Origin of the sequence: Pseudogemmobacter faecipullorum (genome assembly GCF_020539525.1) — a bacterium.
In the GTDB taxonomy this organism is placed as follows: domain Bacteria; phylum Pseudomonadota; class Alphaproteobacteria; order Rhodobacterales; family Rhodobacteraceae; genus Pseudogemmobacter; species Pseudogemmobacter faecipullorum.
Window position 1 is genome coordinate 317,101 of record NZ_JACDXX010000002.1, and the last position, 12,338, is coordinate 329,438.

A 12,338-nucleotide genomic window follows, 5' to 3' on the forward strand; every position below is an offset into this window, starting at 1 on the left:
TTTTGCCGGATGCCGCCGGTACCATATAAGCTTTGGCTCAGCGGCGTTTTGCGACCTCGGGTGTCGGGGCTGGCGCTTGTGCGGTAAGGTGAGCCCGCTATCCTTTCCCGAGTTGCGACGGAGAATGGATCTGGACCGGCCCGATTATACTCAGTGGCTCGACCCTGCCGTGCGGGCTTTCATCGCCCGGACCGGGCGCTTTTATCCGCCGGAAACTGCAGATTTTCCGATCCCGGAACAGCGCCGTATCTATGATGCGATGTGTGCCGGTTTTGAGCATCCGCATCCGCCCGGGCTGCAGGTCAGTGATCATACCCTCGCGGCTGTGCCCTGCCGCAGTTACCGCCCGGCAGAGCCGGGGGCGGATGTGCAGCTGGTCTATGCGCATGGCGGCGGTTTTGTTGTCGGCGGGCTGCAGTCACATGACGGGATCTGTGCCGAGATTGCGGCACAGAGCGGCTGCGCGCTGACCTCGGTCGATTACCGCCTTTCGCCTGAACATCCGCATCCGGCGGCGCTGGAGGATCTGCTGGCGGTGATTGCGGCGCTGCCGGGCGATCTGGTGCTGATCGGCGACAGTGCCGGGGGCAATCTGGTGGCTGCGGCCTGCCACCGGCTGCGCGACCCCAGGCTGCGCGGCCAGGTGCTGATCTACCCGTCTTTGGGCCGCGACCGGGGCGAGGGCAGCTATATCCGCCATGCCCATGCGCCGATGCTGACCCGGGCCGATCTGCAGTTCTACGCCGCGATCCGCCATGGCGGCCAGCGACCCGACAGGGGGCATCCGGATTTTGAGCCCTTGTCGGACCGCGATTTCAGCGGCCTGCCAAAGACCCTGGCCTTTGCCGCTGAATGCGACCCGCTGGCCGATGATCCCTTTCTCTATGCAGCGGCGATCCGGGCGGCAGGCGGGCAGGCGCTGGCGCTCTGCGACCGGGGGCTGGTGCATGGCTGGCTGCGCGCGCGCCATGACGCGCCACGCGCGGCTGCGGCATTTCACAGAATAATCAAGGGCATCGCCGCGCTGGCGCGCGACGAATGGCCAGACATGGAGGGTGAATATGAACAAATACAGCAATCTGACCCATGAGGCCGAGCGCTGCGATCTGGCGGCGATTTTCCGCGAGGCCGCCCGGCTGAAGATGAATGAGGCGGTGGCCAATCACTTCTCGCTGGCGGTGAATGAAAGCGGCACGCGGTTTCTGATCAATCCGAATGGCCGGCATTTCTCGCGCATCACCGCCAGTTCGCTGATCGAGATCGACGCCAATGATGCCGAAACGATGAACCGCCCCGATGCGCCGGACCCGACCGCCTGGGGGTTGCATGGCTCGATCCATCGCGCGGTGCCACATGCGCGCTGCATCCTGCATGTGCATTCGACCTTTGCCACCGTACTGGCGGCGCTTGAGGACAGCCGTCTGCCGGCCATCGATCAGAATTCGGCGATGTTTTACAATCGCCAGGTGGTGGATGGCCATTACGGCGGCATGGCCTTTGAGGAAGAGGGGGCGCGCTGCGCCTCGATGCTGTCGGATCCGAAGATCCATACCATGATCATGGGCAATCACGGCGTGCTGGTGATCGGTGCCAGCGTGGCCGAGGCCTTTAACCGGCTCTATTATTTCGAACGCGCCGCCGAGACCTATATCCGGGCTTTGTCGACCGGGATGAAGCTGCGGCATATGTCGGATGCGGTGGCCGAGAAAACCGCGCGTGAATGGGAGGAATATCCCGGCGGCGCGATCTGCTATCTGCGCGAGATCCGGGCGATCCTCGATGTCGAAGAGCCTGATTACGCCCATTAAGGCTGAAACGCCCGCGCGCCGGACCTGCTTCGGCGCGCGGGCCGCTTTCTCACATGCTCAGGAAGCTTTCGTTTTCCTCATTCCGGACTGATCCCCCTATCCGCTGGGTCTCAGGGTCGAGAGGGCGCAGCCCAGCCGGTCCCCGGCCGCGCCCGCCCGTCAGGCTATGCGAGGCCAGCAAGCGGCCTCCGCCAAAGCCCTGGTCACAGCCGGGGCCTTTTTTGAAATTTCAGGCGGAGAAAAGCGAGGGCGGGTTAATTCCCCGCCCCCTCCATCCGGCGCCCTGCCAGCACCTGTTCCAGCCAGCCCAGCCGCATCTCGGGCACCGAGGAGAGCAAGAGATCGGTATAATCATCATAGGGCGGTTCCAGCACATCGGCTTTCTGGCCGTAGCGCACCACCCCGCCCCGGTACATGACCGCGATCTTATCCGAAATCGCGCGCACCGTCGCCAGATCATGGGTGATGAACAGATAGGCCATCTGGGTTTCGGCCTGCAGGTTCAGCAGCAGTTTCAGAATGCCATCAGCCACCAGCGGGTCGAGCGCCGAGGTGACTTCATCGCAGATGATCAGCTTTGGCCTGGCCGCCAGCGCCCGGGCGATGCAGACCCGCTGTTTTTGCCCGCCCGAAAGTTCGGCCGGATAGCGATCGGCAAAGCCTTTGCCCATTTCGATCTGATCGAGCAATTCCTGGATGCGCTGATCGCGCGCTTTGCCCTTCAGGCCGAAATAGAATTCCAGCGGCCGTCCGATGATGGTTGCCACGGTCTGGCGCGGGTTCATCGCCGTATCGGCCATCTGATAGATCATCTGGATCTCGCGCAGATCCTGGGGTTTGCGGCTTTTGAAATCGGTGGAAAGCACCCGCCCGTCAAAGCTGATCCGCCCCTTTGAGGGCGGCAAAAGCCCGGTAATGGCGCGGGCGAGGGTGGATTTGCCCGAGCCGCTTTCGCCCACCACCGCCAGCGTCTGCCCGGCAGGCAGATCGATACAGATGTTCTTCAGCACGTCAAAACTCGTGCCACGATAGCGTGCGGTGACATTCTCGATTTTCAGAACCGGGGGTGCCGGATCTTTGCCCGCATGTTCAAGGCCGCGCACCGAGACCAGCGCCCTGGTATATTCCTCACGCGGATGATTGATGATCTGATCGGTGCTGCCCAGCTCGACCTGGCGGCCATGGCGCAGAACCATGATCTGATCCGCGACCTGTGCCACCACGGCAAGATCATGGGTGATATAGAGCGCGGCCACGCCGGTATCGCGGATTGCCTCTTTGATCGCTGCCAGCACCTCGATCTGGGTGGTCACGTCGAGGGCGGTGGTCGGCTCGTCAAACACCACCAGATCGGGTTTCGGACAAAGCGCCATTGCCGTCATCGCGCGCTGCAGCTGCCCGCCCGAGACCTGATGCGGATAGCGCTGGCCGAAGGTCTCGGGGCTGGGCAGGCCCAGCTTGCGAAACAGCGAGACAGCGCGGGCCTCTGCCTCGGCGCGCGACATAAGCCTATGCGACAGCGCCGTCTCGATCACCTGATCCATCAGCCGTTTCGACGGGTTGAACGAGGCAGCCGCCGACTGGCTGACATAGGTCACCTCGCGGCCGCGGATCCGGCGCAGGCTGGCGGCAGAGGCTTTGCGGATCTCGCGGCCGTTCAGCACGATCTCACCGCCGCTCAGCCGCACACCGCCACGGCCATAAGACATAGAGGACAGGCCGATGGTCGATTTTCCGGCGCCGGATTCGCCGATCAGCCCCATGACCTGGCCCTTTTCCAGCACCAGATCGACGCCATGCACCAGGGTGATGTCTCTGGGCTTTTCGCCCGGCGGGTAGGATGTGGCCTCAATCACCAGGCCACGGATCTCCAGCAGGGGGTTTGTTTTCTCAGCCACCACGGCCTCCTTTCAGGCTCGAGGTGCGCGAAAGCACCCAGTCGGCCACCAGGTTCACCGAAATCGCCAGCAGCGCGATGGCGGCGGCCGGCACCAGCGCCGCGGCCTTGCCATAGGTGAGCCCGTCCTTGTTTTCCTTCACCATGCCGCCCCAGTCCGCCAGCGGCGGCTGTACGCCCAGCCCGAGGAAGGACAGGGTCGAGATGAAGAGCACGGCAAAGATGAAACGCAGGCCGAACTCAGCGACCAGAGGTGACAGGGAGTTGGGCAGGATCTCGCGGAAGATCACCCAGCCCTGCTTTTCACCGCGCAGCTTTGCGGCCTCGACATATTCCATCACCGCAATATCCATCGCCACGGCGCGGGCGAGACGGAAGACGCGGGTGGAATCGAGCACCCCCATCACCACGATCAGCACGCCGAGGTTAAGCGGCAGCACCGACAGCATGACCAGAGCCACGATCAGCGAGGGGATCGCCATCATCAGATCGCAGATCCGGCTGAGGATCTGATCGGCCCAGCCCCCCTGCACTGCGGCAAGAAAACCAAAGAAGGCCCCCATTGAGAAGGACAGGACCGAGGCGGCGAGGGCCACGAAAATGGTGATCTGCCCGCCATAGATCAGCCGCGAGAAGATGTCGCGGCCAATGGAATCGGTGCCCAGCCAGTGGCTGGCCGAGGGGCTTTCCCAGACCCCGCCGAGAATGGCGTCGAGGGGATAGGGCGCGATGACATCGGCCAGGGCGGCGGCAAGGATGAAGCCTGCGGTCAGCACCATGCCGAACAGGGCGGAAAACGGGATCCTGCTCATTTCGGATGCCTCAGCCGCGGATTGGCCAGGATGGCGGTGATATCGGCGATGATATTGAGGCTGATATAGACAGCAGCAAAGATCAGCCCCACGGCCTGCACCACCGGCAGATCGCGTTTGGTCACATGGTCGACCAGATACTGGCCAAGGGCGTTATAGGAGAAGACCACCTCCACCACGACCACACCGACCACCAGATAGGCAAGGTTGATGGCAACGACGGAAATCACCGGCGCGATGGCATTCGGGAAGGCATGTTTCCAGATGATGGTCATCGGCGACAGGCCCTTCAGCTCGGCGGTCTCAATATAGGCAGATTGCATCACATTCAGAATGGCGGCCCGGGTCATGCGCATCATATGCGCCAGCACCACCATCACGAGGACGATGACCGGCAGAGCCACAGCCTGCAGCTTCGCCCAGAAGCTCATGCCCGGAAAGACCATGGCGACGGGCTGGAAGACCGGGAAGACGATGGTCAGCAGATAGATCACGAAATAGGCGGCGACGAATTCCGGCAGGCTGATCGTGGTCAGGGTGATGCCCGAGATCAGCTTATCGGGCCAGCGCCCGGCATAGCGGGCCGCCACCGCGCCCAGCACCAGGGCCAGCGGCACGGCAATCATCGCGGCGCAGCCGGCGAGGAACAGCGTATTGCCCAGCCTCTGGCCGATTGCCTGGGTGATATCGACGCCATTGGTCAGCGCCTTGCCCAGATCGCCGGTCATCACGCCGCCTAGCCAGTTGAAATATCGCGTCAGGGCCGGCTGATCGAGCCCCATCTGGGCGCGCAGATTTTCCAGCGCCTGAGGGGTGGCACTCTGGCCGAGGATGGCCTGGGCGGTATCGCCCGGCAAAGCCTCAACCCCGAGAAAGATCACCGCTGAAACCGCCAACAGTAACAGCAGGCCCAGCGCGATGCGCTGGACCAGAAGAAAGATTACAGGATGCACGTTGCTGACCTCAGACCAGCCAGCATTTCGCCAGAGCGCGATAGGTCATCATCTCGGCATTGGGATCATCGACCCAGCCCGCGATCTGATCGCTGCGGATACCGGCGACGAATTCGTTGAACATCGGCAGGATCAGGCCACCTTCCTCGCGCAGAATATCCGACATTTCCCGGTAATCGGATTTGCGCTTCACGGTGTCGAGTTCCGCGCGGGCTGCCAGCAGAAGCTCATCGAATTTCGCGTTTTTAAAGCGGGTGTCATTCCATTCCGCCGTCGAGAGATAGGCGGTCGAGAACATCAGATCCTGGGTCGGGCGACCGCCCCAGTAGCTGGCGCAGAAGGGTTCGACATTCCAGACATCGGCCCAGTAGCCGTCATCGGGATCAAGCTGGATCTGCAGCGGAATGCCGGCCTCTTTGGCCGAAGCGGCAAAGAGATTGGCGGCATCGACGGCCCCCGGGAAGGCGACAGCGGCGGTGCGCAGGATGATCGGGCTGCCGTCATGACCGGATTTTTTGTAGAATTCCTGGGCTTTGGCCGCATCGAATTCACGCTGCGGCATCGTGTCATCGAACAAAGGATAGGCGGCATTGATCGGCGTGTCATTGCCGGCCGAGCCGAGGCCCCCGAGGATCTTATCGACCATCTCACCGCGCTTGACCGCCAGTTTCAGCGCCATGCGCAGGTCTTTATTATCAAAGGGCGGCTTGTCGACATGCATGATGAAGACATAGTGCCCGCGACCAACCGCACGACGCACCTCTACCCCGGAGGCCCCGGCCAGCAGCGCCGCGATCTTCGGGTCAACGCGGTTGATCATATGCACCTGGCCCGATTGCAGAGCGGCGGTGCGGGCGGTGTTATCATTGATCGAGAGGATCTCGATCGTATCGGCATGGCCGATGCGGTCGTCCCAGTAATTGGGGTTTTTCTGCATCACATAGCGCACGCCCGGCTCGAAGGTCTCAAGCACATAGGGGCCAGCGCCGATCCCGGCGGTCGGGTTATCGATGCCGCCGCCTGGCTGGATCACCAGGTGATAATCGGTCAGCAGATAGGGCAGGTCGGCCGAGGCATTGGCGAGGGTCAGTGTCAGCTTATCGCCCTCGGCCTTCATCTCGCTGATGTCTTTGACCACGCCGAGTGCGCCCGATTGCGAGGCCTCGTCGGTATGGCGCTTCAGGGTTGCCATCACATCTTCGGCGGTAACGGCCTGGCCGTTCGAGAAGGTGACGCCCTGGCGGATCTTGAAGGTCCAGGTCTTGGAATCGGCTGAGGAAGAGACCTCTTCGCCGATGCGGAAATCAACCGTGCCATCGGGATTGAGGTCGACAAGCTGCTCGCCCCAATGGGCATTGGCAACCTGCGGCATGACCGAGGCGGCAAGCGCCGGATCAAGCGTATTGGTGCTTTCGCCACCGGTCAGACCGGCGCGGATCACACCGCCTTTTTTCGGCTCGGCATGGGCCGCTTTGGTGTAAAGCGCCGAAGCCAGAGCGGCAGAGACGCCCATTGCGGTGGTGCGGCCGATGAATTCGCGGCGGTTCATTTTGCCCGCTTTGGCGCGGGCCACCAGCCAGTCAAGTTTCTCAGACATCCGTATCTCCCTGTTATTAAGCCCGCCGGTTGCTGGAGGGTCATTGTTAATTCTGAAAACCGTCTGAAGACGTTTGGGCCTCTCCGCAGTCAGGACCGGGCAGTAAGCAGGCACATATTCATAAGGCCGGCCGCACGGGCTGGCAGCGCGAAATACAGATCTCAGCTTCCGGCGACGGGCTGGGGCCGCACCGGCGGGACATGGGGCTTTTGCGCCCTTCTGCGGTTGAGCCTGGAGGAAAACAGGCCATTGTGGCAACGATTCTCTGCCCTTGCAGTGCTCATCCCCCTGGGGCTCATCCCGGACCTGGCCCTGCGGGCAGAGCGCGGCCGGGGTCCGGCGGCGCACCCCCGGGGCAGGGCAGGCGCCCGGGCGGGGCGGGCTGGCGGCATCGGGGCCGCGGTGTTGAACAGAGGGGCAGCTGGCGCAGAAGTCATGATATCCCTTTGCTGTGCCTCTCCAGATGAACGCCAGATTTTTCTGAATCCGGGTCAGATTGCGACCAGAGCGGGTGCCGGACCGACCCGGGGCGGCCTGGCTGCGGAATAAAGCTTGCGGCACGCAGGCCGGCAGGTCACCGATAGCTGCAAAGGCGCCGCCTTCTGAAGCCTCAGCCTGGCGCCTGCGCTGTCCCTGCTTTGCCTGGAGTGTGAGATGTCATTGAAGACGACGGCCGGGGTCAGCCCCCCTGGACCGAATATTCTGATCCTGATGGTCGACCAGCTGAACGGGTTGTTCTTCCCTGATGGTCCGGCTGATTTCCTGCATGCCCCAAATCTGAAACGGCTGGCGGCGCGTTCGGTCCGTTTCAGAAATGCCTATACCGGAAGTCCGCTCTGTGCGCCGGGGCGTGCCTCTTTCATGTCGGGCCAGCTGCCGCGCCGGACCCGGGTCTATGACAATGCCGCCGAATTCACCTCGGATATTCCGACCTATGCGCATCACCTGCGCCGGGCGGGCTGGCAGACCAGCCTTTCAGGCAAGATGCATTTTGTCGGCCCCGATCAGCTGCATGGTTTTGAGGAACGGCTGACCACCGATATCTACCCCGCCGATTTCGGCTGGACCCCGGATTACCGCAAACCGGGTGAGCGTATCGACTGGTGGTATCATAATCTTGGCTCGGTCACCGGGGCCGGGGTGGCCGAGATCACCAATCAGCTGGAATATGACGATGATGTCTGCTTCCAGGCGGTGCAGAAGCTTTACGATCTGTCGCGCGGCGAGGGCAGCAGGCCCTGGTGCCTGACCGTCAGCTTTACCCATCCGCATGATCCCTATGTGGCGCGGCGTAAATACTGGGATCTCTACGAGGGCGCGCCCGAGCTGGAGCCGCCCCGGGCCATCGCTTTTGAGGCGCAGGATCCGCATGCGCAGCGTCTGATGCAGGCCTGCGATTTTAGCGCCTTTGACATCACGCCCGATCAGATCCGCCGTGCGCGTCAGGGCTATTTCGCCAATATCTCCTATATCGACGATAAGATCGGCGAGATCCTCGATGTGCTGGAGGCAACCCGCCAGGAGGCGGTGATCCTGTTCCTGTCCGATCATGGCGATATGCTGGGCGAGCGCGGCCTGTGGTTCAAGATGAGCTTCTTTGAGGGCTCGGCCCGGGTGCCGCTGATGATTGCGGCGCCAGGCCTTGATCCTGCAGGGATTGATACGCCGGTCTCGACTATCGATGTGACCCCGACCCTCGCCGATCTGGCCGGAATTGATCTGAGCGAGGTGATGCCCTGGACCGATGGCACCAGCCTCCTTCCGGTGGCGGCGGGGGCGGCGCGCGGCCCGGTGCCAATGGAATATGCCGCTGAAGGCTCGGTCACGCCGCTGGTGGCTCTGCGCGACGGGATGTGGAAATACATCCGCTGCAATGCCGATCCCGAGCAGCTCTATAACCTCAGCGAGGATCCGGGAGAGCGGGTGAACCGGGCCGGGGATCCGGCGGCTTCCGGGGTGTTGGAGCATTTGCGGGCCGAGGCGGCACGGCGCTGGGATCTGGCGGCTTATGACAGCGAGGTGCGCCAGAGCCAGGCCCGGCGCTGGGTGGTTTATGAGGCGCTTCGCAACGGCGCCTGGTTCCCCTGGGATCACCAGCCGCTGCGCGCCGCCTCTGAACGCTATATGCGCAATCACATGGATCTGAACGTGCTGGAGGAAAGCAAACGCTTCCCCCGCGGCGAGTGATCGCTGCGCCGCCGCCCCGGCGCAGCGTCTGGGAGCGCGGCTGCAGATCGTGTAAGGCCAGTACAAACGGTTAGGGAATCGACGGATGATCTCGAGACGGGGAATGCTGGCAGGGCTTCTGGCGGGGGGCGCGCTGCCTATGGCCGGTCCCCTCCGGGCCGAAGCGATCAACAGCTCGCCCCGGCCCCGGCCCCGTCCGCGCGGCGAGGGCGGGGCTGCCCCGGCGAAAATTCCCGATGCTGAGGGCCTGGTGGCGGCGGCAAAGCTGACCGGCGCGATCGGTTATATGGTGGCAGATGCCGCCACCGGCACGGTGCTCGAGGCGCGTGGCGCCGATCAGATGCTGCCCCCGGCCTCGGTCACCAAGGCCGTGACCGCGCTTTATGCGCTGGAAAAACTGGGGGCGGGGCGGCGGCTCAGCACCCGGCTTCTGGCCACCGGCCCGGTGCAGGGCGGCGTGCTGCAGGGCGATCTGATCCTCGCCGGAGGCGGTGATCCGACGCTGCAGACCGATCAGCTGGGCGATCTGGCGGTAAAACTGGCGCAGCGCGGGGTGAAAGCGGTGAGCGGGCGCTTCCTCTACTGGGAGGGCGCGCTGCCGCTGATGCCGCGCATTGCCGGCGATCAGCCCGATCAGGTCGGCTATAATCCGGCGGTGGGCGGGCTGAACCTGAATTTCAACCGCGTGCATTTTGAATGGAAGAAGGCGGGGGCGGACTGGCAGCTCGCCATGGATGCCCGCGGCGAGCGCTTTGTGCCTCAGGTCTCGATGGTGGGGATGAAAGTGGCGCAGCGCGAAAGCCCGGTCTTTACCTATAAGGGCGGTGCGGTGCGCGAGGACTGGACCGTCGCCGCCTCGGCTTTGGGCAAAGGCGGCTCGCGCTGGCTGCCGGTGCGGCTGCCCGGCCTCTACAGCGCCGAGGTGTTTCGCACCCTGGCCCGGGCCCAGGGCATTGCCCTGCCCGGACCGGCCGCGCAGGTCTCGGCCCCCTCAGGCCAGGAGCTGGCCCGGGCTGAGAGCGAAATGCTGCCCGAAGTGCTGCGCGGCATGTTGCGCTTCTCGACCAATCTTACCGCCGAATGTTCGGGACTTCTGTCCTCGGGGCTGCGCGATCTGGGGGAGTCCGGCGCGGCCATGACCACCTGGGCCAGTGAGAGTTTTGGCATCAGCCCGCATTTTGTCGATCACTCGGGCCTTGGCGGCGCCTCGCGGATTTCGGCGGCACAGATGGTCAGCCTGCTCAGGCTCGCGCATCGCCAGAACCGCGGGCTGAAGCCGATCCTGCGCGATGTCGGGATGAAAGACGGCGAGGGCAAGGTGATCAAAGGTCATCCGGTCAAAGTCATGGCCAAAAGCGGCACGCTGAATTTCGTCTCGGCGCTCGCGGGGCATATCACCCCGCCGGGCGGGCGCGAGATGGTGTTTGCCATTTTCACCGGTGATCCGGCCCGGCGCGATGCGGTTCCGGTTGCCGATCGCGAATCCCCGCCCGGTGCCGAAAGCTGGATCCGCCGCTCGCGCCTGTTGCAGGGCCAGCTGGTCAGTCGCTGGGCGGGGCTCTACGCATAAGTCCGGCTCCGGCCGGTGACAGGGGGGGCTCTGCTGACAGGGGCGGCTCTGCGACCAGGCCGCCGCTGCCGTCGTCCTGACGCAGGCTGTGAAAGACCGGCGCATTGCTGTCTGCGGGCAGGCTGCATTCGCCGCTGATCAGCGCATAGGCCATTTCCGAGATTTCATGCAGCTCGTCTGACAGCGCCAGTTCCAGCGCCAGCCCGTCATTGGAAGTGGAACAGGGATCGGCCTGGCCGCCGGTCAGGCTTTCGCGGGCCGCGAGCCAGGCGCCGACGGTCAGCCGGGTTTCGCGGGAACTTGCGGCCAGCAGGCGGGCCAGGAGTTTACGATGCGCGATCAGGCGCCCCTCAAATCCGCGCGCGAGCCGGTCTTGCGCCATACAATTCTCCCTCTGCAGCTCCGGACCCTGACAAAACGACCGGGCGTGGCACCAGCTCAAACGTCGCTTGCAGCGCCGGGTTCCGGAGCCTGAGCACCATTGCCTGCCTGCTGAGCAGGTTTCAGCCACCGGCGGCGCCAGCCATGGGATCGCCGGATCGGCGCTCAGCCCCTCACCACGGCGCTTTCAGCAGGTCGAGCGGGATTTTGAGATAGCGCCTGCCGTCAGCTTCAGGCTCGGGCAGCTGCCCGGCATTGATATTGACCTGCAGGGCATGCAGGATCAGCTTCGGCATCGGCAGGGTGGCATCCCGGGCCTCGCGTGCGGCGACGAAAGCCTCTTCGGTCAGCAGTTTCGACATATGAATATTGTGACTGCGCTGCTCGGCGACCGAGGATTGCCAGGCTTCGGCCCTGCCGCCCTGGCGGTAATCATGGCCGGTGAAAATCCGGGTCTCATCGGGCAGGGCGAGGATCGCCTGGATCGAGGACCAGAGCGCTTGCGCCGAACCGCCGGGGAAATCGGCGCGTGCCGTGCCGCTGTCGGGCATGAACAGGGTGTCATGCACAAAGGCGGCATCACCGATCACATAGGTGACCGAGGCCAGGGTATGGCCCGGTGAAAACATCACCCTGGCCGGGATGTCGCCGAGCAGAAAGCTGTCACCATCGTGATATAGCTGATCCCATTGCGAGCCATCGGCGGGAAAATCGGGCAGGTTGTAAAAGCGCTTCCACAGCTCCTGCACGCTGGTCACCTTGGCCCCGATACCGGTCGGCGCGCCGGTCTCCTGCTTCAGCCAGGCTGCGGCGGAAAGGTGGTCTGCATGGGGATGGGTGTCCAGAATCCGGGTCAGCCGATAGCCTTTATCGGCGATGAATTTCAGCAGCCGCCGGGCCTCGATCTGCGCTGTCGCGCCGGATTTTTCATCATAATCCAGCACCGGATCGATGATCAGGCAGTCACCGCTCGCCGGATCTGCCACTACATATTGTACCGAGCCGCTGCGCTCTTCATAAAAGCCGGTTACTTCGGGTTTTTTCATCGGGGGCGGGCCTGTGGCTGAGGGGGGGATTGCGACCCAGCTTAACCGCGCAATGCCGGCGGCGAAAAGGGGCGAAGCGGTCACAAT

Annotated in this window: 10 protein-coding genes; 4 read left to right on the plus strand and 6 right to left on the minus strand. The window is 63.6% G+C overall.

From position 1 onward, the window contains the following. Positions 1 to 124: 124 nt before the first annotated feature. Together H0485_RS03375 and H0485_RS03380 are read left to right on the plus strand one after the other, a co-directional pair. Positions 125 to 1,090 (plus strand): alpha/beta hydrolase, encoded by a 966-nt coding sequence (locus H0485_RS03375; RefSeq protein WP_226933947.1) that lies wholly within the window; start codon positions 125 to 127, stop codon positions 1,088 to 1,090. Next, positions 1,062 to 1,808, plus strand: coding sequence for a class II aldolase and adducin N-terminal domain-containing protein (locus tag H0485_RS03380; RefSeq protein ID WP_226933948.1), 747 nt, complete (start codon positions 1,062 to 1,064; stop codon positions 1,806 to 1,808). The genes H0485_RS03375 and H0485_RS03380 overlap by 29 nt, the downstream gene beginning before the upstream one ends. Positions 1,809 to 2,062: 254 nt before the next feature. Here H0485_RS03380 and H0485_RS03385 read toward each other — a convergent pair whose 3' ends face one another. From H0485_RS03385 to H0485_RS03400, 4 genes are read right to left on the minus strand one after another with little or no spacing between them, the layout of a single operon-like run. Beyond that, the gene (locus tag H0485_RS03385) at positions 2,063 to 3,706 is read right to left on the minus strand and encodes an ABC transporter ATP-binding protein (protein ID WP_226933949.1); all 1,644 of its coding nucleotides are present in this window, start codon (positions 3,704 to 3,706) and stop codon (positions 2,063 to 2,065) included. Beyond that, the gene (locus H0485_RS03390; protein ID WP_226933950.1) at positions 3,699 to 4,517 is read right to left on the minus strand and encodes an ABC transporter permease; all 819 of its coding nucleotides are present in this window, start codon (positions 4,515 to 4,517) and stop codon (positions 3,699 to 3,701) included. Before H0485_RS03390 ends, H0485_RS03385 begins: the two co-directional genes overlap by 8 nt. After that, positions 4,514 to 5,470 (minus strand): ABC transporter permease, encoded by a 957-nt coding sequence (locus H0485_RS03395; protein WP_226933951.1) that lies wholly within the window; start codon positions 5,468 to 5,470, stop codon positions 4,514 to 4,516. Before H0485_RS03395 ends, H0485_RS03390 begins: the two co-directional genes overlap by 4 nt. Before the next feature lie 10 nt (positions 5,471 to 5,480). After that, positions 5,481 to 7,067, minus strand: a complete 1,587-nt coding sequence (locus tag H0485_RS03400; RefSeq protein ID WP_226933952.1) for an ABC transporter substrate-binding protein — start codon at positions 7,065 to 7,067, stop codon at positions 5,481 to 5,483. Between the two features lie 654 nt (positions 7,068 to 7,721). Here H0485_RS03400 and betC point away from each other — a divergent pair. Then, on the plus strand, positions 7,722 to 9,254 hold the full coding sequence (gene betC, locus H0485_RS03405; protein WP_226933953.1) for a choline-sulfatase: 1,533 nt from the start codon (positions 7,722 to 7,724) through the stop codon (positions 9,252 to 9,254). A gap of 139 nt (positions 9,255 to 9,393) precedes the next feature. Beyond that, entirely contained in the window at positions 9,394 to 10,824 is a 1,431-nt protein-coding gene (gene dacB / locus H0485_RS03410) for a D-alanyl-D-alanine carboxypeptidase/D-alanyl-D-alanine endopeptidase (RefSeq protein WP_226933954.1), read from the plus strand. Here the strand turns inward: dacB and H0485_RS03415 are convergent. After that, a complete protein-coding gene (locus H0485_RS03415) occupies positions 10,796 to 11,206 on the minus strand; it encodes a hypothetical protein (protein ID WP_226933955.1) in 411 nt (136 codons plus the stop codon). The two genes, dacB and H0485_RS03415, sit on opposite strands and share 29 nt — an antisense overlap. A gap of 172 nt (positions 11,207 to 11,378) precedes the next feature. Continuing rightward, positions 11,379 to 12,251, minus strand: a complete 873-nt coding sequence (locus H0485_RS03420; protein ID WP_226933956.1) for an MBL fold metallo-hydrolase — start codon at positions 12,249 to 12,251, stop codon at positions 11,379 to 11,381. Between the last annotated feature and the right edge of the window lie 87 nt (positions 12,252 to 12,338).

What these genes read in the sequence shown, in the direction of transcription:
- H0485_RS03375 (WP_226933947.1), top strand. Translation starts at nt 125, where the DNA reads ATGGATCTGGACCGGCCCGATTATACTCAGTGGCTCGACCCTGCCGTG.
- H0485_RS03380 (WP_226933948.1), top strand. Translation starts at nt 1,062, where the DNA reads ATGAACAAATACAGCAATCTGACCCATGAGGCCGAGCGCTGCGATCTG.
- H0485_RS03390 (WP_226933950.1), bottom strand. Translation starts at nt 4,517, where the DNA reads ATGAGCAGGATCCCGTTTTCCGCCCTGTTCGGCATGGTGCTGACCGCA.
- H0485_RS03400 (WP_226933952.1), bottom strand. Translation starts at nt 7,067, where the DNA reads ATGTCTGAGAAACTTGACTGGCTGGTGGCCCGCGCCAAAGCGGGCAAA.
- betC (WP_226933953.1), top strand. Translation starts at nt 7,722, where the DNA reads ATGTCATTGAAGACGACGGCCGGGGTCAGCCCCCCTGGACCGAATATT.
- dacB (WP_226933954.1), top strand. Translation starts at nt 9,394, where the DNA reads ATGGCCGGTCCCCTCCGGGCCGAAGCGATCAACAGCTCGCCCCGGCCC.
- H0485_RS03415 (WP_226933955.1), bottom strand. Translation starts at nt 11,206, where the DNA reads ATGGCGCAAGACCGGCTCGCGCGCGGATTTGAGGGGCGCCTGATCGCG.
- H0485_RS03420 (WP_226933956.1), bottom strand. Translation starts at nt 12,251, where the DNA reads ATGAAAAAACCCGAAGTAACCGGCTTTTATGAAGAGCGCAGCGGCTCG.